Annotated in this window: 9 protein-coding genes; 1 reads left to right on the top strand and 8 read right to left on the bottom strand. The window is 65.6% G+C overall.

Translation table 11 applies throughout. The features are described 5' to 3' along the window. Positions 1-22: 22 nt before the first annotated feature. From HPY44_07355 to HPY44_07325, 7 genes are all read right to left on the bottom strand, one after another. Positions 23-12,805 carry a translocation/assembly module TamB domain-containing protein gene (locus tag HPY44_07355; protein ID NSW55810.1) on the bottom strand — a complete coding sequence of 4,261 codons (12,783 nt, stop codon included), beginning with the start codon at positions 12,803-12,805 and terminating at the stop codon, positions 23-25. Between the two features lie 89 nt (positions 12,806-12,894). Further along, positions 12,895-13,818, bottom strand: coding sequence for a lipoyl synthase (gene lipA, locus HPY44_07350; protein ID NSW55809.1), 924 nt, complete (start codon positions 13,816-13,818; stop codon positions 12,895-12,897). A gap of 58 nt (positions 13,819-13,876) precedes the next feature. Beyond that, complete coding sequence (locus HPY44_07345; protein ID NSW55808.1) at positions 13,877-14,869, bottom strand: fumarylacetoacetate hydrolase family protein; 993 nt, start codon at positions 14,867-14,869, stop codon at positions 13,877-13,879. A 79-nt stretch (positions 14,870-14,948) separates the two neighbouring features. Further along, the gene (locus HPY44_07340; protein ID NSW55807.1) at positions 14,949-15,848 is read right to left on the bottom strand and encodes an NAD(P)-dependent oxidoreductase; all 900 of its coding nucleotides are present in this window, start codon (positions 15,846-15,848) and stop codon (positions 14,949-14,951) included. Positions 15,849-15,867: 19 nt separating this feature from the next. Further along, the gene (locus HPY44_07335) at positions 15,868-16,917 is read right to left on the bottom strand and encodes a Gfo/Idh/MocA family oxidoreductase (GenBank protein NSW55806.1); all 1,050 of its coding nucleotides are present in this window, start codon (positions 16,915-16,917) and stop codon (positions 15,868-15,870) included. Between the two features lie 33 nt (positions 16,918-16,950). Further along, the gene (locus HPY44_07330; protein NSW55805.1) at positions 16,951-18,075 is read right to left on the bottom strand and encodes a zinc-binding dehydrogenase; all 1,125 of its coding nucleotides are present in this window, start codon (positions 18,073-18,075) and stop codon (positions 16,951-16,953) included. Positions 18,076-18,112: 37 nt separating this feature from the next. After that, the gene (locus HPY44_07325) at positions 18,113-18,958 is read right to left on the bottom strand and encodes a ribonuclease H-like domain-containing protein (GenBank protein ID NSW55804.1); all 846 of its coding nucleotides are present in this window, start codon (positions 18,956-18,958) and stop codon (positions 18,113-18,115) included. Between the two features lie 155 nt (positions 18,959-19,113). Here HPY44_07325 and HPY44_07320 point away from each other — a divergent pair, with 155 nt between their 5' ends. Further along, on the top strand, positions 19,114-22,305 hold the full coding sequence (locus HPY44_07320; GenBank protein NSW55803.1) for a hypothetical protein: 3,192 nt from the start codon (positions 19,114-19,116) through the stop codon (positions 22,303-22,305). A gap of 18 nt (positions 22,306-22,323) precedes the next feature. Here HPY44_07320 and HPY44_07315 read toward each other — a convergent pair whose 3' ends face one another. Continuing rightward, positions 22,324-25,200 (bottom strand): hypothetical protein, encoded by a 2,877-nt coding sequence (locus HPY44_07315; protein ID NSW55802.1) that lies wholly within the window; start codon positions 25,198-25,200, stop codon positions 22,324-22,326. Positions 25,201-25,255 lie beyond the last annotated feature (55 nt).

Genomic DNA, 25,255 nt, shown 5'->3' with positions numbered 1-25,255 from the left:
TCCGGCCCGGTCGCGCATGCTGTCAGAAGTCCATATCATACGAGAGCTTGATGCGGTGATCACCACGCTCGTCCGTAGTGTACGCTACCCGCAGGCGGTTTTTCAAGCGGTAGGACACGCTCAGGTCGTACTCATCGATGCCCGTTGCGCCGAAACTGCGTTCATAAGAGACCAGTAGATCCTTCAGCAGGTACTTGCCGAGCCGAATATCAACGGCCTGGTCGAAGCCGAAGGTCACGTTGAACTCGGATAGACCCAGTATGCGCCGCAATTCGGACTCGATGGGGTCGAAAACCCGGGCTCTGAACCCGGCCGCGAGGAGATTGAGTGCCTGCTCGGTGAGGACCTCGTCGAAGCCGCGACCACGACCGCCAACTTCCAGCCCCGCAAGCTGTTCGGAACCAACCAGCGCCAGAATCTGCTGCTCGCTTAGCGGCGGCTCTGACCGGGTATCGACGCGTATGTCATCCGGAAGGTTCCCGTGCACCAAGATGATGATCTCAACATCGCCGGCGCCCCAGCCCGGGACCTCGGCATTGGTGATCACCTGCCTGGCCTCGGCGCGGACCTGTCCGCGAAGCTCCAGGGGCAGCCGGTCCCGGTTCAGATAGCCGGGCTTGGGGCCGAATTCGTATTCGATGTTGGCAGTATTGACCTGAATCCCACCACCGGGAACCTGAATGCCGCCCGATGGTGACGAGATGCTCCCCACCACTTTCGGCTCGTGCAGGCTGCCTGTGACATGTGCGATGGTAGAGGGCTCCACCGGGATAGTAATGCCCAGCCCCCGGATCCGCACCGCTTCCCCCGCGTTCACTTTGACGTCGAAAACCGGGGTGGGATACCGCCGGGAAAGGCTCAGTATCTCCCTGCCGGTCGTGGGCGCTTTGGGGATTACCAGGCCTACCTCGGCCTGATGCACCATCAGTTCACCGGCGACCCGGACCTGGGTTTCCGGCTCCCCCTGCCCATCCGGGGCACCCACGACACTCACCGCGCCATCTACGACGCCCCGAAACTGCTTGCCCCGCTGCAGGTGGGCGTGGTCGAAGGTGACCCTCAGGTCATAGCTGTTGCCGGCAAGCTCAGTGGGCGAAAAGGTGGTCAGTCCGGCAGATCCCGAGAGCCGGATGCTCCCGTCGGGGAGCCAGGCCGTGAGGTCGTTCGCCGTCAGGCGGTGGATCCTGTCCCCCTCCGCCTGCAATCCATCGAGCGGGAGCTCAGTATGCAGCGAAAGCCCCCCGCCCACTTTCGCCACAGAGAAGCCCCCTACCGTGGTGCGCCTGTCCGAAGTCATGGTCAGGTCCATGTGGTACTCGTTCCGGGTGAGATTCGCTATGCCCAGATGGTCCAGGTACGCCCAGGCATTGTCTGCAGTCCAACGCACCGCACCCCAGCGCCCCCGAGCTTCCTCGATGATCCCCAGATTCCGCCCGGCCTCCCGCACGAACCTGACGCCGAGTTGCAGGTCGTCCACCGGTCGCTCCCACCCCGCCGATCGCACTGATCCGTCCTTCACCCTCAAGCGGCCCGCAAGCTCAGGGGCGCCCCACGGACCGGTTACATTCAGGCTCGCGCTCACCGTCCCACTGGTGTCCAGTTGGGACCACAGGGTCGGCTCGGACTTGCGGTCCAGCGGCGCCCGCTCGCGCGCGATCTCATCCATCAGCCCCACAAAGAATCCCAGATCGATGTCGCCGAGCTCCGCCTTGAGGTCCATGTCCCGGTCCCTGGGGATCCATGGTTTGCCCCAGGTCCAGGGCAGTGTGCCCTCCATGGCCAGTTCCCGCACGGCCCGGGTCGGTGCATCACCCTTGCGCTCGGCCGGGATCTCATCAGACCGGATCAGCCTCGCCCGACGCACCACAACAGCTCCCTCGCGCACGTCGATGAGCGGCAACTTCAGAAGGTCGAACTGTGCCCCCGCGAGAGCCGGCTTCATGATATCCAGGCTGCCCCTGACCGTAGGCGAACGCGTCTTGCCGTTGGCAACAAGCAGGAACGTGGCTGATCCCCCGAAGGGCAGGTCAGTGGGCACCCAGTCGCGCCACATCGGCAGATCAATGTCCGCACCTTCAATGGTGAGGTCCAGGGAGGCCGGATCGTCCGCCTCCGCCCATTCATCGAAGCTGGGGTCGGGCAGTGTGACAGAGCCTGTGACCGTGCAGAACTGGCGGCCATCGATGGCGTCCGCCTCGATGTCATAGATCCTGCGCTTGCTGAGATCAGCGCCAAACTGCCCTCGCACCCGGCGCGGAAGGGGCTTCTGGTCCAGTTCCGCGTCCCACACCGAGAACCGCGTGCGACAGTTGAGCTCATCAAGCGGCCCCACGAGAAGCAGTTGGCCGGCTACCTTGCCGGAGGTGCGCAGCCCAAGCTGAGCCAGGGACTGTGAGGTCGAAACCGGGGTCTCCGGCTCCGATGATGCCCCGAAAGCAGGCGGAACCGGGGTCTCGCGCGCGGCCTCACCCACAGCGACCAGTGGGGCGGCCAGTTGCAGCAGGCTGCCAATGTCCGGAAGAGCGCGGATGATCCTCTCGGGGACGTCCCCCGCCGGGTCGACAATCTCGGGCGAGCCCACGTGCACCTCGGCACGCAACATGCGGGTTGCCATTTCCAGGGTGCCCTGAGCGCTCACGGTAACGGGCTCCTCAGCCTGGCCACCTCTGGTCTCGGCTTCGGGGACGCTCTGGATCTTGTGCGCACTCATTTGGATGAGCCCGTTGCCAAACCCTACCCAACCGGTGACAGGCTCGAGGCGTTCAGTCCTGACTTTCACATTAGACGCGCGGAAAGTGGCGCCGCCGGTAACGGGATCATCGCGGCTTCCCCACGCCGTGAATTGCGGAACCGAGGCTATCCCGGAAACATCCAGCCCCAGCCTGTGAATCGGGGGCAAGTCCTCCAGGGCAAGGCGGTCCAGCGAGGCCACCATCTCGTACCGGCTCTTGCCGTACAGATCGGAGACGCGCGCCAGCACTGACAGATGCCCGCCATGAGCGCGCGCGCTACCCTCGGCAACGATCACTTCATCTCCGGTCACGGTGATGGGAAGCCGAACTTCATCCACAAAGAACTCGCCCAATTGCAGGTGGTCCGCTCCCGCGAGTGCGTTCAGAGTTGGCCGGCGCGCCGGGCCGCTGATCGTCCCATTCAAGTGCACCCAGCCGCCGGTGCTGATTTCGCTGTCGGTGACCTCGGCGATGTCGGACGCAGAGGCATACAGGCCCACCAGCCCTCCCTGCACGTAGGCCGAGGGCTTCAGCCGGCCGTCGGTGTCGTACAGGGCCACCTGGTTGAGCCGAAGGTCCCGGACCCCCAGGACGGCAGCCCCGGACGAAGCGAGCAAATGGTCAACGCGGGCTTCTGACCCGGTCCGGACGACGTGGGCTGCCGCAGCATCAAGGTGGATTGCATCCACTTGCGGATCGAAGATCTGCATCCACAGGTCCAGGTCGGGATCGCGCAGATCGCCGGTTGCCTCCCCGGTGAAGTACATGGAGCCCCCAAGCCGGCGGTCTCCCGGGTCCAGCGGGAGCATGCCCGGGTCCACACCAACTCCAGCCACCCGCAGGTCCACCTGCATGCCGCCGGGACCGCCGGAATCCCGCCCGCGCACATCCCCCTGCACCCAGATGTGGGTATCGCCGCGGTCCAGGGACGCCAGATCGATCCGTGTCCCGGAACTGCCGCCCGAAACCAGGACACGTCCGGAATCGAACTCGCTTCCGTTCACGCCCGGCTTTTCAAGTGTTACGTCAGCAGCGTATCTCAGCCCCTTCTTGGAGGTCTGCATACCCGCGAGCACCCCGAGACTGCCGGTGAGCTGCATGTTCTCCGGCCAGCCACGAGCGGACTGCAGCCCCGCGAGCTCCGCATCCGTGAGGGACACTCGGCCGGAAGCTGTCAGTCCACCGGATTCAGCGATGTCCACCTGTCCGGCGCCGGACAGGTCGCCACCGAGAACCTTACCCCGGAGCCCCGTAATCGCGAGACCGCCTTCGGTCAGAGTGGCCGACGCCGCGAGGTCCGTGACAGGCACTCCCTGGATACTGGCCCACGGGATGCGCACAATGGCGTCCCCCAGGTCGCTGGACGCCGACAAGACTCTCGCCGCCGCCGGACCGATCTCCACGGTCTCCAGCGCCGCCGCCACTGGGTCGTCCACGCCGGGCGCCACCGACAGGCTGCTGCGGTCCACTGACGCCACCGCCCGGACGCTGAGGCTCTTCCAGCCAACCACGGATGCGGTCAAGTCGATTCCCTCGAGCCTCAGGTAGCCCAGGCCCTGCAGCTCAGCTATGGCGGCTCCGGGCGACGAGAACCGAACATCAGCCACCGCGTCCCCCGCCGGCCCGGTGACAGTCGCAATCACCACCGCGCGGTCGGTGAGCGACAGCCCCTGCAGCCGCTCTCGTTCCGCTTCGGGCAGGAGTGCCAGCAAATCCTCACCGCGCGACGCCTGCGCCTGTATATCCAGAGCCAGCAAAGGATCTTCCAGGTCGAACACCGATCCCTGGACAGTTCCGCTAACCCCTGCCCACCGCACATCGGCCCGCTCAAACCGGATGCCCTCGGAGGTGGCCTCGAAGGGCGTATCGATTTCAACCGGCGCTTCTCCAAGCGAGGCGACAACCACCTTCGCGTCTCGCAGTTCACCTGCAAGAGACCACGCGAAACCGGACCCGTCTTCACCCAGCTGCCCGTATGCAAAGCCCTTCGCGTTTGCGGTCCCCTCAAGCGCCCGGCCATCTTCGCGCGCCAGTGTGAGTTCGCCCAGGAGCGGAATGTCCACGCGCCCGGCCTCGAACTCCGCATCAAGCCACAAGTCCGAAGGATCGAACACGAATTCCCCGCGCGCACTCTCCACCAGCCCGCCATCGGCTCGCAGCTCTCCCCGGACGAGACCGCCGGCATCCGTGTATGCCTGCCCGTGCACTTCCACGGTGCCCGCGGTTGTTGCCTCTCCGACGGAGCGGACCTGCAGATCACTCACGGGCAGCCCGGCCAGACGCAGTATTCCGTCCTCCCCGGTGCCCACCTCAACCCGGGCGTCTTTCACTTCGAGACCCGCCAGCGCCCGGTACAGGGGTTTCCCCGCCACGAGGTCGTGGAAGTTGTACTGCGCGGCAACCTCAGCGACCCGGGCGTACTGGTGACCCGCATCATCCACGCTCGCCAGATTTCGCAGCCAGGCGCGCTCCAATATGTCGGTTTCCACATCCGCGGTGACTGCAGTTCCGTCCGAGATCATGCGTACATGCGCCTGGACGGAGCCCTGAGGAGAAACGGCTCCCCCATCGTCACGAAGTTCGCCCTGTGCGCGGACGCTGCCCATCACCTGACCCAGTTCCACGCGTACCGGCGGCGCATTGGGCCCCAGCAGTTCCTCAACAACCAGCCCTATCGCCACGTCCTGTAGAGAGACCCATGCGTCGAACCTCCCCTGAAGCCGTGGCGCCTGGTCGCCGGTCGTCGCCAGCCGCCGGGGGATAAACCCCGGTGAGGTGATGCGACCCGACGAATCCCGGCGGAACTCCCCTCGCACGCCGCCGATCTCGACACGTTGGATCGCCAGGAGCGGGTCGGGTGCATCGCCGAGAGCAGAAGCCACGTTGCCGTAGACATCGAAGCGGTCCATCCGAAAGACTTCGCCCCGTCCGGGCTCCGAGACCACCAGGTCGCGCACCATCACCTGCTTGTCCACCTCGCCGCCGATCCTCAGGGAAGCCTGCTCCGTACGACTGCGGGCATGCAAGTCGACGTTCACCAGGCCCTGGGGTTTGTCGGCGTCGGACAGGTCGAGGTCCAGGCCCGGACCGGACAGGGCCACCACCAGCGGACCATCTTCGAGCAGTGCGAGGTCAACATACTGCAGCCTGGGATTTTGGGTAGCGAGACGCCCCTGGAACTTCCCGCTCTCGTAGTCGGCGGCCGGGGATGTCCCATCTTCCCAAAGTCCATCGTCGACAATGCGGGCTAGACGCAGCCGCCCGTCGGCCTCGCGGATCAGCCGCCCGGTGGGCTCATCAAGTTCAACGTACGAGACATGCTGCAGAGGGGGTTCGCCCGCAAGTATCGGGCCAGTTTCGAGCCGCAGCCCCATGCGGGGTATTTCCAGCAGATCACCGCCGCTGGGCTCTGGCGCACTGACCCTCAGATCGCTGGCCTGAAGCACACCTGCCAGGTCAGCCAGAAGCGTCCCGGAAGCGGAGATTCCACTTGCGCTTGCCGTGACACTGGCGCTCACCGTGCCCGCCGAACGCGTCTCGCCGTCTGCGCGCATGGCATGGACGGCCCCCAGATCAATGTCCGCATCCAGGTCATGGGCGGCCACCACCAGGGGCTCAGTGCCCTGCACGGTGTAGTCCACGACCTTCACAGAAGAATCGGCGAGTCGCACACGCGCCACGAGGGAGCCCGGGTCCGGCCGTTCCGTCGTGTCCCTTTGCTGCCCGGTGGCATCCACGATTTCGTCCAGCAGGTCCCAGGAGCCGTCTTCTCTGCGGACCCCACGTGCCACCAGTCTCTCGGCGGCCAATTCACGCACGTGCCGAAGTGGTTTCTCCGCGTTCAGCATGGCGTTCAGATCGTAGCGTGCCCAGAGGCGGTCGGCCGACACGGGAGCGATCTCCCCCGGCGCGGACAGCGCGAGGTCGGCGATCTCCGTCTCGCCCAGAATATCGGTGGAGAGTTTCGCTCGCAGGGAGTACTCGCCCCAGGTCCCGTCGATTCCAGCGGTAATCCGCCCCGCATCATTCGCAGGCACACCGTCGATCAGCCGTCCTGCCGCGGCCAGGTTGATCTCGCCCTGGATACCCGACAACTCGAGGGAGAGCGGGCGCTCCAATGAGGCATCTGCGTAGCGCACGGTGGAATCGGTCAGCGCCAGAACGCCGCTGAGTCGGGCAAGCTCGCCTTCAGCCGCTTCCAGCGGGTCTTCAGGCACGTCCAGGCCCAGCACGCGCGCGATGTCATAGGAGCCGTCGGCCGCGCGGCGCACGTCGGCCACGAGCCCTTCCAGCGAAGCCCTGTCGATGTTCTCCCGCCAGTCCCCTCCCGCGATGATCTCCCCCAGTCTGCCCTGGATCTGGCCGCGGCGCAATGTGACCAGCTCCCTGGGCATATCATCAACGAAGCCCGTCACCGACACACCGCGCAAGTGGGCGACGGAATTCAGGTCGGTGTCCAGATCGGCGGCGATGCGCGTGTCGCGCCACTCCGCCTCGAGTTCCGCCTTGATCGACCCGGCATCCTGCGCCTTGCCGGTCTTCCTGGACTGCCACAGTTTCGCCAGATTCACACTGCCGTTGATGTTGCGTGCTTCAGCCCGCCTCAGGTCCGGGCGCCTCGGTCCTTCGGTCAGGTCCAGGTATCTTGCCGATGAATCAAGAACCACAACAGTCGCCGGCAGGTCCTCGGGTGCAAGTCCCTTGGCAGCCCCACCGTCGGGCTCAGACTTCACGAAGTCGTCAAGCAGGTGGGCAAGCTCCCAACGCCCGGAAGCATCCATGAGGATGTCGGCGTCCGCGTTCTGTGCGGCAATCCGGGTCACTCCGCGCAGTGGCACATCACCGGAGAAGACCTCGACGGGATCGAACTGGGCCGAAAGGCGTTTCGCCGTCAGTATTCTGCGCCGACCTGACTGGCTGACCAGTCCGAGATCATCCACGAACACCTGGCCGCCCAGGTCCGCGGTGACAGTCGCGCGCAGGCAACTTTGCTCGCGCCCAAGGAGCACGCAGCCTTTGATGGTCCCCGGGGATTCCACCCGTTCACCACGGCGCAAGGCCGCGATTCGCGCGAAGTCCAGGTCAGCCGAGACGCTGCTCACCGTTCCGCTGGCGGGGCCTTCTCCCAGGCTGAGATCTTCGTACAACGCCGAGAGACTTCCCATACGAACTCGGCCCGTGAAGCCCCAGAAAAACCCTTCTTCAGTCCAAGGCGCCCCAAGACCAGGACTTTCACCCTCGGGCAAGTATGCCTGGACCAGTCGCGGCAGCTCGAACCGCCCGGTCTCGAGACGCCGGCCCTGCGCGAAGGCACGGTCAATGTTGATATCCAGGATCGAAGCCGGAATAGAGCCTCCCCTGCCGAAAGCCGCGAAGGGCTCGTAACGCACCCGAACCGCGTGAGCCGTCAGAACCGGGAGGGGCATCCCGACGCGAGTGATGGATGCGTCGCGGATGCTCAAATCGCCGTCCAGGCGCCAATCGGCGTCCAGAGCCACGCGCTCAGCGGGGTTTGACGCCCTCGCACTCAGGCGTACCCAGCCGATATCCCCGGTGTACTCCTGGCGGAAACTGGCCCACAGGTGGCCGGTGTCAAGCCGGGCATCGAAGCGGTCCACCTCCAGTTCAATCGGGCCATCCTCCACGAAATGATCGACGAAGGCCGCTCTGGCGTCATTGATCCGCACCCTGGCATCGAGACTCTCCAGTTCGGCGCGCAGATCCGCAGCCGGTCGGGGCTTGCCGGATGGCTCACCAGTACCCCCGAATCCGCGCGTGAGTGAAGCGATCAGGTCGATGCGGCCGTCATCCATGCGCTCGATCCAAACAGAAGGCGCACCGAGCTCCAAAGACGCCAGCGCGGCCTGCGGCGGCCTGTCTTCGGCGAAGAAGCCTCCCAGCTGGTAGCCGGCGGTGGCCCAGTCCGCCTGAAATGAGGGTTCCCTGTCATCCGCCGCCGCCACCCAGACCTTCGATGCGTTCATGGTCGTGGCGATATCGGTGCTGGAGAGAATTGCCCGGAACTGCCCCCCGGGGACCTCGGCAGAAACCGACCCGCCGAAACTCCCCGCTTCCGCAACTGCTTCTCCACGAGTGGCGGCCACCAGTCGTTCCAGGCGCAGGTCCGCCGTTTGGGCGAGAATCTGCCCCCGGACAGGGCCCTCTGTGTTGACTGCATAGTCGGTGTAGCGCAGGTCGGCATCGGCCAGCTGCACCCGGGCCGCGAGATGCTCAAGCAATGCACGCGCCTCGGCCTTGCTCACACTGCTCTGTTCCGGCAGGAAGGGCTCGAAGAGACCCGCAATATCCAGGCGTCCCCGTTCATCCCGGATGATGTGGGCCCGCAGCCCGTCGGCGCGCAGCGTCTGAATGCCCCCTGGCCACCCATCGCCCTGGGCAAGGAGCGTGCCCAGGTCATATTCGGCCAGGATCATGTCTGCCTGCGCGCCCAGTTCCTCGCCCTCAGCTGCGCGCAAGTCGATGTCACGCAACTGTGCGAAGGACCGCACATCGGTGGAAAAGCTGCCTCGCGCGGTTGCCCCGGGCCAGCTTGCCTGGAAGCCCGCGCGGAGCAGACCGGACCTCGCCGGCCCGGTGCGTTCCATGAGCGACGCGACCGTTCCGGCGGGAATGCGCCCATCAAGGTCGGTGAGTTGCACTCGCAGCGGCTCGCCCTGGGGGGTAACCTGGTGGTCGATGTACCGGACATTGCCGCCGGTCACGGAAATGGCTGCCGTGACAGTGCCCGGTTCCACTCGTCTTGTCGCGCCGTCTCTTGCCGGTGCACCGGAGATCCCGAACACCGCGCGCAGCTTCTCCTCAAGCTCCAGTGCGCCGCTCTCCTGTCTCACAATGTACAGGTCGGGGCGGTTCAGGTTCACGCTGCGCAGGCCTTCGAGCGGGCGCTCGCCAAGCAGCCCTGCCGGCGTGTAGCTGACTTGGCCCTCGGGGATGACGACGAGGTCGCGTCTTCCTCCCTCGACGGGCTCCCAGATTTCCAGCCCCGAAAACACTAGCCGCTGGTCGAGTCTGGCGTCCACGCGCGCGAATGCCATCAGCACGGGGCTGCGAAGGCTTAGCGTTCCCTCCACCGACCCGAGTCCAGTGGCTGTCTTGCCCCGCACGGCCGCAAGCAGACGCCCGGCATTGACCTGGCCATCAAGATCCAGGCCTTCCAGCTCAACAGTTCCGGCGGGTGCGGACAGGTCGGTGTACATCACCCGAGTGCCCGTGAAGGACACGGTGGGCAATGAGAGGTCTGCCGGGAACGGCTTATCCTCTCTGGGCGTGGTCTGAAGCCCGAGCAGTCGCGCCAGGCGGAACCGGCCATCCTGTTCCCTGAGTAGGTTCAGGTCCCCGCCCGTGACTGCCACCTTCTGCAAGGCTCCGGTGGCATCGCCCTCAAGCACTCGTTCCAGGCTGTATTCCAGGCGCACCCGGTCCGCGAAGGCAATACGCGGTTGCTCACCTTCCACCTTCTCCGCTGCCTCGAGCCGCGTGGCCGTCGCTCGCGACCACAGATTCGTGCTCAACTCGGCCCTCGCCAACAGCGGCCCCAGAGAAAGCCCAAACCTGCCCGTAATGCGGCTGCCGTCATCCCGCTGCAGGTTCACTGTCCCGCCAAGGCCCTCAACGCGCGCGACCACCGGACCATCGTCAAAGGACCGATCGGTGACCCGTCCGGAGATACCTCGCAAGACGATGGTCGGGCGGAACGACCGCAGTTCCGAAGCGGTCAAGCTGGTGCCGGCGCCACCGAGGGGCTTGCCTGAGATAAGCCGCGCCTCCCGCAGACTTCCGGTCGCCTCACGCAGTAGATCGAAGCGGCCGCCCACCAATTCGGCACGCTGAATGCCGTCCAATGTCCGCCCGGACAGGAACAGGTGCGGCGCGAAGTCCACCCGGGCGTAATCCAGGTCCAGCGGAACGCGGCCACCGGCCTCCGTCACCCGAAAGTCTCGAACCACCGTATATTGGTCCAGATTGGCGCGCACGGACGCGCTCGCAGAGACCCCGGGCCCGCGTGCCGAGAGCACCCCGCTGATTGTGCCGATGCCCCGGGCCCGCCTGCCGTCGGAGACCAGCGCGATCTTGCCCATGTCAACGTCCGCCCGCAGATGCCGAATGCGCCCACTGTTGATGCCCGACGGCCGGCTGAGATCGGTGTAGGTCACATCGCCGCCGGTGATCTGGACGCGCGCGGCAAAACCCGACCGCCGGCCCTTGGGCATCGAAATCCCCAGCGCCTTGGCCAGCGCCAGTTCCCCATCGCGATCCCGAAGGATCCTCGCCAGTAGGCCGTCCGCGCGGATCAGTTTCACTGCGCCTTCGGGATCGCGGTTCAGCGCGGCCCAGTCCAGGCGCACCTCCCCCCTCCGCGCGCCCAGAATCTCCTGCCCGCGCTGCCGCACGCTCAGACCCGCCAGTGCGGCCGGAGCAGGAGGCCGCACGTCCAGAGAAGTGTCAGCGCGCAGATCGCCGAAGTCCGCAGCGAAGCGTCCAGACGCCGAACCCGCCCGGCCCCAGTCTGTCGCCGCCAGTGCGGCAATGGACAGGTCCGCGTCCGCTCCGTGTGCCTGGATTCTGAGTGCCTGTCCGCGGGACCGAACCGCTTCCAGGACCACGTGGAGTTCGGCGCTGGTCAGGCGGATTCTCGGGAGTGCCGGCTCGGGTGCGTCGGAGCCTTCGGGCGCCGGCGGGATGTTGATGGAGGGCAGGAAAGTGGGCAGGTAGTTTCGGTCCAGCGTGACGTCCGCAAAGAGCCTATCGGCTTCGATGAGGTCCAGTCCCGGCGCCTTCCGGCCGGCGGCCATCGCAGGCAAGTCGAAGCCCAGCAGTACGCGATCAGCGCGGGCTAGACTGCGGCCACGCTCCACCGCATCCAGCCCGGTGATTGTCGCCGTGTGAACCAGGTCACTCTGCAGTGCGAAGACTGCGAAAAGATCGCCGAAAGTGGCGGCAAACTCGCCTTTGATCTCGCCGGCTGAAGGAGTCGCTTTCCCTGTCAGGGCGCGGGTGAGGCGCACCGTGGACACGCGGCCGGCCAGGTCAAGCGCTTCGACCACGAGAGGCTTTGACGCCCCGGCCAGCGCGAGATCGGTGTATGTGGCGCGTTCGATCTGGAATGTCACCGGGAATGTGGCGGCCAGCGGCTGTGGCGGCTGTTTTTCCCGCGGCAACCACTCCCTGACGTTTCTCAGCAGACTGAGCTGTCCGTCCGGTAACCGCGACAGCTGCACGCGTTTCCCACGGACGTCTACCCCGGTCAGGGCCTGGAGCGGAGGCTTCCCGTCACGCAAGATGCGCCCGGGAGCCAACCCGATGTCCACGCGGTCGAGCCGGACCTCGTCCAGATTCCCCTGGGGCTCTCGGTCACCATCCGGCACAGTCACCACCAGGAGATTGCTGAGCGTAATGTTGTCCCAGCCGGCGGACAGGCCCGCATGCACGACCTGGGAGTCCACGCGCGCCCCGAGCTTTCCCCGAATCGAAAGCACACCCGGCGTCCTGGCCCGCCCCTGGAGTGCGGAGAGGAAGCGCTCGACGTCACCCACCATGATCCCGCCGTCGTAGCTGACCTGGAGCGGTGTGCCGAACTCGCCCGTCAGGGTCCGGTCGGTGTAACTCACATGGGTGCGCCGCAAGAGCAGGCTTGTGCCGGACAGTCCCGTGTCCGCGAACTCTCGCGCCCGGTTGCCATGTCCTGGAAGGGCCAGCTTGCCCTGCGCGTCTCGGGTGAGATCGATGCGCAGGCCATCGGTCTCGAGGACCCGCACGGCTGCCAGCGGCCGGCCTGGGCGCAAGAGAAGCTCCTGGGGGGCTAGGATCAGGCGGATAAGCTTTGCGGAGGCGAAGCTACCGGTCGCCAGCGATCCGCGAGCGGCCAGTGCCGCACCATGCACCGTCACGTGGCTCAGCAGGTCCGTTTCGAGGGGCCCCACTGCCACCTCGCGGTTGACCTGATGTGCGGTCTCGGACGCCATCACGGCCTGCAGGAGCGTCCGGCTTTCTGGGGATGACAGGAAGACTGCGAGGAAAGTCAGCGGGTACAGCAGCAGGACGGTCAGAGACACGCACGTGACCAGCGCTGCGCCACGGACGCGTCCGAGCGCTGCGGACAGCCCGACTCGCCACCGGCTGCGGGGCCTGTCCGGACCGGGGGTCAGCGGCGCTCCTCCTCTCCCCCATGATCTCTACGGAGTTCGACACACGCAGCCGCTTCGGCAGCCTGGTAGCTGCTACGCACGAAAGGCCCGGAGACGACATGGTCGATGCCGGCCTGCCTGCCCCAGTCGGCGAACTCGTCAAACTCCGCGGGCTCCACATACCTGGCAACCGGCATATGCGCGCGCGTGGGCTGCAGATACTGCCCGATGGTGAGAATGCGCACGCCGCACGAGGCCAGATCGCCCAGGGCCTCGCGCAACTCATCCCGGGTCTCACCGAGGCCCACGATCAATCCCGACTTGGTGAGCGCTCCAAGTTCGCCTGCCCGCCTCAGAACACCCAGTGACCGCTCGTAACCTGCCTGAGGACGCACGACGGGTTGCAGGCGTCGCACGGTCTCAAGGTTGTGGTTGAACACATCGGGTCCCGAGTCGAGCACGGTCCGCAGCGCGGCCTCGTCGCCGCCCATGTCCGAGGGGAGCACTTCCACCAGCACGCCCGGTATCTGCCGCTTCAGTTCCCTGACGGTAGCGGCGAACTGTGAGGCGCCGCCGTCCGGGAGGTCGTCTCGGGTAACCGAGGTGACCACCACATAATGCAGCCCCAATTCCGCCGCCGCCTGTGCAAGCCGGGCTGGTTCGTCCGGGTCCACTGGATCGGGCACACCGTGGGCCACCGCGCAGAATCGGCAGTTTCGGGTGCATACATTGCCGAGAATCAGGAAGGTTGCAGTGCCCGAGCAGTAGCATTCGCCGATATTCGGGCACCGCGCACTCTGACAGACGGTGTGCAGCCCGTGAGCCTCCACAAGCGAGCGCGTCGCCTGGCTGAGCCGGGCCTTCCCTGTCTTCACGCGAAGCCATTCAGGCAGGCGTCCGAGAGGATCCTCCCGGCACCCGCACGAGGTACCCTCATTCATCATCTTCTGTCCTGACACGGTGGGCGCGGAGCGCAACGGGTGAACAGGGGCGGTCAGATTAAGCGGACTCCGCCACCACAGGATTGGTCAGCACACCAACGCCCTCGATCTCAACGGTCACCACATCGCCGGGCACAAGCTTCTTGCCCAGCGCCTTGCCCACGCCGCCGGGCGTCCCCAGGGCGATGACGTCTCCCGGCATCAGCGTGAGCATCTGGCTGATGTATGACACCGTCTGGGCGGCGCTGTGGATCATCTCGCCGGTGTTGCCGCGCTGCCGGACTTCGCCGTTCACGCTGCAGGTCAACTCGAGATTGTCGAGATCCAGGCTTCCGGCCGGAACGAGACACGGGCCCATCGGTGCGAAATTGTCCATCCATTTGCCGTTCAGCCAGTCGAAGAACTTGTCCCAGGGGCCCTCTTCTGTGCGCTCCCAGATCAAAAGGTCGCGCTCGGAGACGTCATTCATACAGGTGACCCCAGCGATGTACTGCCCGGCCTCCTGCGGCTCCACGTACTTGCATTCCTTGCCGATGACCACGCACATCTCGCCCTCATAGTCAATGAACTGGGCATTGCGACTGATCGGGATCGGGTCACCGTCGCCGCAGATCGTGTTGGTCGTGGGCTTCAGGAAGACTTTCGGAGTAGTGCCGCCCATGGGGCTTTGAGGCTCGGCGTGCATGATCTGCCGGGTTTCGCCGATATGGGACGGGAAATTCTGCGCCAGGCAGAACACCTTCCCCGGAGCGGGGACAGGCGGCAGCAGACGCACATCGCTGCGCCGGTGGGACAGGTAGGCAATGGTCGCCTCATCTTGGGCCGCCAGCCACTGCGAGCACTTCTCGGCGGCAGCCAGACAGTGTTCGCTGGTACAAATCGCCAGCGCGCTGGGCCTGCAGCTCGCCGAAGCGCACGCAGCTTCTATCTCGGAACAGGCCGCAACCACCCGGAGAATGTCTGCGACGCGATCTCCGCAGAGGAATCCGGCAGAGAAGGGCTCAGTCGCGGGTGCGTCTTTGGCAACGAAGTTCACAAGCTTGACCGGCATGGGGATCCCGTCCTGGTGAGAGTATGGTGTGGAGCCCAGTTTACCACATCATGCTGCTGGGAGGTAGGTGCCGGGCGGATCAGCGCCCACCGATACCGTCAAGGCGGCGACTGTGCGTCGCCCGATGCAATTCGCGCCAGTAACTGGCGGTCGCGCGATGCATGTTGTCATGCAGTGACCAGTCGCCCTCCGCGCAGAGGTCCCACAGAGCGCGGGTGAGCGGCATTGGCAGGCCGGCATCTTCGGCGAACTCGAGGAAATAGGGCAATTCCGGCAGCTTCGTGTCCACGTGGTCGCCATCGCCTGCGCTGATCCGCCGTACAACATCGGCGAACTCTCCACGCCAGCCGCAATCCCCGCCGACGGTGTCGAGGATCGCTTGCGGGGAGACTCCTGCGCGGGTGGCGAAGGAAGCGGCTTCCAGCCACGCCGCCGCTCCCAGCGCCATGGCCAGCTGATTGGTCCCTTTGACGATCTGCCCGGACCCAATAGGGCCGCAGAGGCGAATGCGGTCGGGATCGCCAAGTACTTCCAGCACCGGCAGCGCGCGACGGTAAACTCCGGCATCCCCTCCGACGAAGATTCGCAGCATACCCGTTCGCGCACCCTCCGGGCCGCCACTCACCGGAGCATCCAGCAGATGGGCACCCCTTGCCAGCAGTGCCTGACCGACCCGGCGAGTCTCACGTATCCGGGTAGTGCCCAGGTCAATGAAAACCTGCTCCGCGCGTGCCGCAGGAACCAGCGACACATCCGCCACGCTCACAAATGCGTCCGACGAGCGCAGGCTGGTCAGGATGAACTCCTTACCCCGGACGGCATCCGCGGCCGACGCTGCAGGCGAGGCGCCGTGCTCTACACAGGCGGCGATGGCTTCCGGGTTCAGGTCGTAGACCGTCACCCGGTGCCCGGCCTGCAGTAGATTGAGGGCCATGGGTCGCCCCATGGCCCCCGCACCGATGAACCCGATGTCACTCATGGGGCATCGCTCCAGTATCTCACGCGATGCTTACGCACCGTCCGCTGGTCGCGGATGCATACACGCCGTCGCTGATCTGCTGGATCACCAGCGCCCTGTCCAGGCTGGTCGCGGGTTTCGTGCCGTCCAGGATCGCCTTTGCCATGTCCTCCACCGGAGTGCAAGCGAAACTGGATTCCGCGCCCTCCCAGATCACCCGGGACTTCAGGCCCTCGTCCGGATCGAGTTCGTCGAAGATGATCTTCTTCTCTGCCGAGGTCAGCATGTGCAGCCGCAGGGACCCCTTCGTGCCGATGATCTGCCACGCTGCCTCGCCACTGATCGCCATATACTCGCCGCGTTCGATGCTCAGCATCGTCCCGCCTTTGCATCGCACGAGGGCGGTGTAGTAGGTCTCGGCGTCGGACCCAGGCGAGATGTGGTGTTCCACAGTGGGCGAACAGGTCCAGGTCTGGGCAAAGACCGTCTCGGGGACCAGTTGCCAGCCGCACAGGCCCAGCAGGTAGTCGAGATCGTAGCAGCCCCAGTTCATGAGGATCCCGCCGCCGTTGCGGTGCTTTTTCAGGCGCCATTCCACGGGTTCCCCCGAGGGTTTCGCGCCTGCGGGACGCAGTTCCCGGCAATACACATTCCGCAACTGTCCCAATGCGCCGGATGCGATGAAATCGGTGGCCGCCCGCGCGCTTTCGGTGAACCGATAGCGGCAGCAGCACGCCCCGGCGAGAAGATTGCCCTGGGCCGCCATGAGCTGGCGCACCTCATCCGCATTCATCGCCACGGGCTTTTCCGTGAGTAGGTGCTTGCCCGCCTTGAGGGTCTCCAGGCCGAGCTCGGTGCGTCCGGCAGCCGGGAACGCGAGGACTACCAGGTCGATGTCCGGGTCCTGTATCAGTTCAGCGCCCTCGCGGTAAACCCTGGGCACATTGAACTTCTCCGCAGCGGCCTTCGCGCGGTCGTCGATGAGGTCTGCAACCGCCACAAGTTCAATATGCGGCGAGTTCACGGCAGCCTGCATATGGGTGGGCCCGATGACCCCGCAACCCACGACGCCAACTCTCACTGCGCTCATGTCAGCTTTCTCCCTGGTTTCGCGCCGGCGCAGTCACGCCGGCATCTGGTCGTTTCCCGGTCGCCCGTTGGGGCAGATAACAGCCTTCACCACCGACCCCGCCGCCACCTGCTCCAGCGCTTCATTCGCCTCGTGCAGTCCGTAGTATCGGCTGATCACGTCGACCCACGGAAAGCTGTTCCGGAACCGCGCCAGTGCGTGCAGCGAGCGGTACATGTGGGAGAAATCGATGCCCCATGTGGCGCGGACCTCCAGATGCCTTCGGTTTAGGTCCAGATGGGGGTTGAACTCCACCGGACCGGCATCGGTGTACTGGCCCACCACCACGTAGGTGCCCGCATCCCGGGTAAGCCGCATGCCCTCGGGGATTGCGTTGGGGTTACCCGTAGCCTCAATCGTGATGTCCGCGCCTCGCCCGCCGGTAAGCGCACGCACCCTGGCAAGGCGTGCAGCCTCATCGGTGCTCTCCACGCTGATGACTTCATCCGCGCCCAGCGCCAATGCGGTCTGAAGCCTGGAGTCCGGCGCCCCCAAGACAGTCACGCTCTGCGCACCTGACAACCGCGACAGCGCGCAGGCCATGAGGCCCACCGGGCCTGATCCCTGAACCACTACATGGTGCCCCAGGCCAACGCCGCCGCGCTCCACGGCGTGGAATGCCGTGGGCAAGGCGCAGCCGCCTGCGATCGTAAGTTCCGGCGACAAACCATCAGGCAGTCGCATAATCTTCACACCCGGCTTCAGGTAAACCAGTTCGCTCCAGCCGCCAAGAAGGCCGTCATCTGCGCCGTAAGTGATGCCGTAGACCTTGCGATGCGGGCACCGTGTGGTGGCTTTCGCGACCAGGCAGAACCAGCAGTTGTTGCAGGTCTCGTGCACATCCAGGAAGGTCACCAGGTCGCCCTCGCGGAGAGGGTCTCCGAAAGCATCCATGACCGGGCTGTTCAAGGCTTCCAGCCTGCCCACGTTGATGTGCCCGGGAATCAAAGGGTATGGCGCGGCTGACAGTCGACCGTGGAGCAGATGGACATCGGTGCCGCAGACCTCGGAATACAGCGTGCGCATGAGCGCGCCGCCAGGTTCGAGTTCAGGCTCCGGGTATTCGCACACCTCGACGGGCTGGTTTGGCCAGGGGATCACTGCGGCCTTCACGGGCATTGCGCATCACCGTGTCATCATGGTGCACAGGGCAGGCTTAGCTCCTGGGCAATCGAACCAGCAGCTCGGCCAGGGTCACCAGGTCCAGGAAGTTATGCTCCAGGACAGCCGCCATCTGGCGGGCGTCCCCGGTGTCCACGAAGTCGTGGTACGCCCGGGGGATGTCAGCGCCCGGGATATCTCCGACCCGCGGAGGACGCCCGCAGATGTGCTCTTCGAGGGTCTGTAGGCGGCAGTCCGGGACCGAAGGCCTCCAAACTCGCCGCGCCTCCAGAAGCAAGTCGAGATGGGCGGGTTCCTGGGGATTTCCAACCAGCGTTGCCGCCGCGCGCATCCGCAGATAGGGCCAGTCGAAGCTCCTGCCATTGAAAGAGACCATCAGGCGGCAGCGCTCCAGCTCGCTCAGGAAGAGCTGAATCGCCGCAGGCTCCTCGGTATAATCCCGGGCGAAATACTGACGGACCTGCAGCCCGTGCCCGGCCCAGGACATGACCCCAATGAGGAACAGGGGGCTGTTCTGCAGGCCGGTTGTTTCGAGGTCAACAAAGAGCACTTCCTCGGCACTCAGATCACGCGGCGCCAGGGCACTCAGCAGCGGGTCATGCGGCGCATTCATCACCCTCTGAAAGAGCCTGTGGCCGAGCTGCGCCCAGCCCGGCTCCCGCTCAGCGATGTGCTTTGAGATTACCCAGGCCGCGCTGCCGCCGGGCGAGGGTATCTCGACCCCCGGCACGAGTTCTTCCAGGCGCGCGGGGCCGTCTGCCTGCACCTGCCGGGACTCGTCTGATGCCTGTTTGCGCTCCCCCAGCCTGCGCAGCCGAAAGTTCGCCTGCCTCAGGTCTTGCGCCCAGTCGCGTATCCGGTCGCCATCATCGCGCGTCAAACGCCTCACCCTCAGACAGGAACGTCTGTTCGCTTGCCGGTCGTCATTATAGGGGGCCTGAGGCCCCTTCGCAAGGCCGGAGACGCCGCTTCCCTCACATATGCTATACTGCGCTGGGCGTCAGGGATCCACGTCTCCGCCGGGAGGTACAAGGGATGGCGCACGCACGTTTACCCAGTCTGGCCGGCCTCGCGCTCACGATCCTTTGTCTAGCAGCGAGTTTTCCCGCATGTGCGGCTCTCGGTTACCGTGTTGTGGGAGACCTCGATATTCCGGGTGCGTGGTCGCCGGGGCCCTGGAACAAGGCGCCGGGCAGTTGTATGGTCGTTCCGGATGGCCCGGAGCCTATCGCTTCAGACACGGTCGAGCACACCGGAAGCCTCGCGGTCACGGTGAACTGGCCGGGAGACGAGGAGTTCCGCTTCTTCTCGCTGGAACCTGGGGTACCCTTCGTGCCGGTGCCGTACCCGGTGCGGCGCGTGAGTCTGTGGGTGCGCGGAACCGGGACGGCCCATGCGCTGGAAGTGCACTTCGACGACGCCGACGGCAAGGACATGAAGCTCGGGCTGGGCAGGCTGGACTTCGGCGGCTGGAAGAAGCTGGGTGTGGATGTCCCTCATACCGCGAAGCAACCCCTGACCCTCAAGTCCATCACACTCCATAACTGGGACGATCGTCGCCCGGACAATCTGACCACTCTCATTTCTCGCCTGACCCTCGCCGTGGACACCGACCAGCAACTGCTCGATCTGCCCGACGCCCCGGTGCTTTCGGCTCGGCCGGGGAGCGAGGGCGGCCTCGTGACCGGGAACACGGGTCTGGTCCACGTCTCGGCCTTCACCTGGGAGACCGGCGTCGAGACCTACGAACTCCGCATGAAGTTGATTCCCTGGGAGGGCCTCCCGAGCGAACCGGCGCCGCTCCCCGTGAAGCTGGCCGGCTCGTGGCGCACCGAGATCCCCGTCCCCATGGAGCGCTTTGGCCCGGTGACGGTGCACCTGGAACTCTGGGCCCGTGGTGGGCAATCCCCCGTCGCTGCCTGCGAGCAGCGCCTGGTGCGTACCTTGGCCGTGCCACGTCTGGATGCGGTGCAGCGTTTGGGCTCTTCCATTGGCGTCAACACCCACCTCGCAGCGAAGTGGCCGATCCTCGCGGCCTGCGGCATTCACTGGGCGCGGGACTACTCCTGGGGCTGGCTGAAGCAAGGCGAGACCGCACCCATCGGCAACGGTCTCGACTTCCGGGCGGTCTGGGATGCGGCGGACGCGGCCGGGATCACGATCCTGCCCGTCGCCCAGGGATCCTTCCGCAATGCCGAGGGTACCGCGTTTATTGAGGACGGTCAGACAATCCGGGATGGATTCGCGCGACTGTCCAGAGCGTTCCCGGAAGCCCCGTACTGGGAACTGGATAACGAGGCCGAGTACGCTTTCCCCGGCCGCAGGTTCGATCTGTCCAATTACCGCAATCTCATCCGCAATGCCGCCGAGGGCCTGAGGGATGCGGGCAAGGCCCGGGTAGTGCTCAACGGCACCGCAGGGATCCGCTACGACGATGAGCGCGCACTACTCGACTCCCCGGAGCGCGACCTGTACGACGTGGTCAACTACCACTATTACACCGGCACAATCGCGCCCGAGATCGCGATTGGAGACATCAATGTGGGTGGCGAGGACCGCGACCAGGGAATGACCTTCCTGGACCAACTTCGCAGGATCAACCGCCTGGCGCATGGAGCCGGGAAGCAGGCGTGGCTCACGGAAGTGGGCTGGGATGCGTCCCGGGGACCGGCGGTTGGGGACCGTCTGCAGGCCCTCTATCTTGCGCGCGTATACCTGCTCGCGCGTCTGTGTGGCACGGACAAGGTTTTCTGGTACTACGACCGCGACGTCGAGGGCCTTCCCGGGCGCTTCGCGACCTGCGGCCTGCTGGACCTGTCCCAGACCCTCCGTCCCGCGGGTGCCGCTTTGGCCGCCGTGAGTGCGCTCACTGCCCGCGCAGAGCTGCTCGGGTCGGTGGATATCGGTCAGGACCGCTGGTGCCTGGTCTTCCGCAGTCCGGACGGGTCCCTGATCGCCGCTGCGTGGTCAGTGCGCGCCGAGTACCCAGTACCCGCGGAACTGCGGGGCGTTCCTGCGCTGGATATCTTCGGCAATCCGGTGCACCCCGCACGGATCACCCCGTCCGTACAGTACTTCAGCCTGGCCTCACTCCCGGCTGGCTGGGAGGGGCAACTGGGCGCGGATTGGCTATCGCCGTCCAGCCTGTTGCTGTCGGTCGGCGAGGAGATTACCGTTGAATTGAGGCCCGGCAGCGGGGTTCCCGAACCCCTTGAGGTCGCCGGACCCTGCACTGCCGGCGAGTGGAGCAGGAGAGGCGACGTGGCGCTCGCCACGCTCACCTGCAAGCCCGACGCCGATCCGGGTCTTTACTCGATCACCGCCCGGGTAAGTGGCGACGGCTGGTCTCGTGTCTGGCATCCGCAACTGCGCGTACTCCCGGCGGTGAAGCCGGAGAGCGAGCCTTTCATGCCAGGGGAAGCGTCGCGTCTGCATCTGAAAGCCCATCGGGAGATTGTGGGCGTCTCGGTGGCTGAAGATCACGGGCGCATCCTCGTGGACGCCCCGGGACCGGGCAACGCGCTGGAGGCCACTTTCCAGGCCGCCGGAGGGCTCTATCAGCCGGTGCCTGCCACCGTTGAGCTTGCCGGAGGGCTGAAGCAGGTGGTGTGGTTGCGGCCGGGAAGGCTGGCGGTCCCCGAAGCTTCGGAACTGAAGCTTGACGGCGACTTGTCCGACTGGGCCGCAATTCCTGCCCTGGACGGCCGCTTCCTGGAGAGGTCCGACCTCACCGCACCCTTCGAAGCGCGCCTCGCCTGGTCGCCCGAGGGCCTGCTTGTGGCTTGTCGTATCCCCTCCGCGGATATGCAGACAGGGGACCCGAGGGACTTCTGGGACCTCACCTGCGCTGAGGTTTTCATCGACTGCGACTTCTCCGCGGCCGCCTGGGGGAACAGTTCCCACCAGTTCTGGCTCACCCCGACACAGACTGATCAGGGCTGGCGGCTATACGCGGGCGAGTGGAAACGCGGCGCTCTCCCGAACACCATCTACGACGATGCCCGGATATCCGGCACGGTCGCAGTGGACAGCACCGGCGTCGTCATCGAAGCGCTTATCCCCTCCACAGCCATCGGCCGACCGCCGCAGGCAGGCCACTCGTGGAAGCTCGCGCTGGCCTTGCAGGGGACGCCACTGGGGCATCGCCTGTCCGCGGCCTGGCCGGCATCGAAAAGCCGGATCCTCGAAGGCCCGCAGAACTGGGGCACTGTGACTCTTGCCCCGTAGAATATTCAGCCACAGCGTCTACTGGGGCTCCAGCACCTCGACATCCACCCGTCGTTCGGGAGGGGTGACGGTCAGGCTTTGCAGTTCTCCGCCTGCGAGCTTTCCTTCCAGCACCGTGTTTCCCGGTGCGTGCAGGCGGAAATCGACGTCCCAGTCCTTCGGCCAGGCTGGGAAAAGCAGGATGCGCCTGCCGTCGGTCTGCAAGAGCATGGTCTGCAAGGCCATCAGCCCGTTGGATCCGTGGTCCTGGTCCGGCACCCAGTCAAAGTTCGGGCCCCAGAACGCGGGGAATCGGCTGCCGGGATCCTTCTGAGCAAAACGTTGCGAAATCAATTCCTGCGCCGTTCGGGCCAGACCCAGGAGGGCAGCCTGGGTATCATCCTGTTGCCAGCCCCGGCTGCCCTTGACCCGCCGCTGCTCGAAAGTGCGCCTTGCCATCTCCAGGCCCGGCTTCCCCACTCCGAACAGCCGGTAGGGGAAGATCGCGTATAGTTCGGGGTTTTCGCTGTTGCGCGCCTCTTCCAGTATCTCTTCAGCACCTGCGAGGATCGGGCCACCCACCCCGTCCTTCATCGGCAATTCCGGCAGCTCTCCCAGGAGACGCTGCCAGTCGCCGCGCACCGTTGCGGAGCAGGCGCCCTCCGGCAGGGCAAGCAGTCTTGGCAGAACCCATCGCAGCCCCGCAATCGGCGGCAGAGGGTTGTTCGCCTTCTGCCAGGTCTCAAGGGACTGGGAGGGCTCGATGCGCAGCTTCCCGGCAGCGTCACGCGGGTAATGCTGGTCGTAGAAACCCACAATCTCTGTCGCGAAAGGCGCCAGCATCTCCCGCGCGAAGGCAGCATCTCCGGTGTGATCGAGATACTCCAGCATCAGCGCCACCAGTTCCAGAGCGCCGGAGTAGTAGTAGCGAATGTAGGTGTTGTCCACGTGGGAGACCGGCTTGCCGGTGCGGTCCCAGCCGTAGTTCTCGTTGGCGTATGCCCCGAAGAAGGTAATGGTCTCCGGGAAAAACGCCCCGCCATGCCCGAAATAGACTCGCGTGCGTTCCCGGGCGAAGGGCAGGGCATCCATGTACATGCGGAACAGCGGCAGCATCATCTCGAAGTCGCCGGAAGCGAGCATGGGCCAGTAGGCCAGGCGGGTGTTCTGGAACCAGTACGGGCCACCCCAGCGGCGGTAGTCGGCGTCCAGTTTCTGGCCGTCTTCCACTGCGTCCACGGTGAACAGGGACCCATTGAACTTGATTGGGAACCTGCCTCGTCCCGCACAGGCGGAGATGAACCGCTGCAGCACATACCCGCGGGTGATCTCATGCGCACCCGTGGACAGGTCCGCCGCAGCGACCTGCCTGCCATCTACGTACAGGCGCTGCTCTCCGGTGCGGCTATCATAGGTCGCGGCAACGTGCGACCACTTGCCCACGGGAAGCTTCGCGTCATGGCGCACGGTGTTAGGCTCCACGATCATCCGCAGCGAGTTCCCGGGGTAGGTATCCAGCAGGTAACCGTTCGAGGTCCCGGCGCGAGACTTGTCGATGATGCGCGCCCCCGCCTGAGAAAGCTCGTCGGGACGCACCCAGGCCGCGAGGGTTACCGCATCGGTCAGGTCCAGCGCATCCGAGTCCGCCGCTTCGATCCAGCCACTCCCATCGAACCGCGCCGCGGGCAGGCCGTCAGCGTCCTCGAACACCACATCCCCCACGATCTTCCCGGGCAGGTCGAGCCGGGCGGTTTCGGCGGTGGTCTGCCAGGATGGGCCATCCAGCGCCCAGTCGATGAGCAGGCCGGACCGGTCCTCCAGCGGCTCCCCGGCAGCCAGCGCGGCGATCTCCCGACCGGTCAGCGCCCGGCCCAGTATGCGAACCTCGCGGATATGCCCCAGGAACCGATTCGCGCCGTCACTGTCAGCCCCAATGCGAAGTGGGAGGTCATTGGTGGTCATGCGGCTCGATGGCGCCGGACCCGAGACGCGGATCCAACTGCGGCCCCAGAACTCATCCCACCACCGCTCGTGGGCCGCGCGGCGTCCATCGACAGGTATCTGCCCGGCCTCGGACAACACCTCCTCCGCCTGCGATAGCCACGCCTCGGCAGTGTCGGTGATTGCCGTGTGGACCGCGATTTCCAGAGTCTGCTCCCGCGCCGGCGTTGCAGAGACCAGCCTCTGCGGCCCGTCACTGACCAGCCCTTCGCCGCGCATGATGCCGCCGAAGGTCCGGTTGAGCAGAGGGTCGGTTGCCTGCTGCCTCCACGCCCCCATGCCCTGCAGGTCAAGGGTCATCGGCCAGACCGAATGTTCGTTGCGGTGGAACCAGACCACACGGTCCTCCTGGCCCTGCAGCACGGTATCCGGACGCACCAACACCGGCTCCGGTGAACCCGTCATGCCGTAGGCGCTGAACATCTCGCGGCCCTTGATCTCCCGGGGTTCAGTGCGCCAGACCTCCACTGCGGCGGACATCGTGAAGGGCTGGTCGCCTGAGCCTTCGACCAGAACCACAGGACGGTTCGCATCCACCCAGACCCGCAAGAAGATCGTGTTCCCCGCGGGCCCGGCGCTGATCTCCACCGCACCCTTGCGCAGAATAAGGGACTGCCGGAAGGGGACGCCGTTCACGAAGGGGTCCGGGTTCAGTGCCATGCGCACGCGGCCCAGCTTGAGCAGGCGGCCATTGTCGCTCCAGGCGTCGGTCTTGCTGATGTAGAAGCACAAGGCGCCCGGCTCCACCCACACGTTGAGGCCCACATCCCCATTCCCCAAGGGCATTGAGCCCGAGGAATCCGCGCTCATCGAATCCCACTGCACGTTGAAGGAATCCATCGGGTCCACCGGCTCTCCCCAGCAGAATGTCAGATAGCAAGCTCCAACCACGCAAATCAGGAGACGCAGGGCCACGGCACACCTCCACGTACCGGCGAGACGTCGGGACAGGTCTCACTCAACAGGGCTC

It is taken from the genome of Armatimonadota bacterium (assembly GCA_013314775.1).
Classification (GTDB): Bacteria; Armatimonadota; Zipacnadia; order Zipacnadales; family JABUFB01; genus JABUFB01.
Note: the sequence above shows the minus strand (reverse complement) of the source record. Positions and strands in the feature narration are given on the sequence as shown.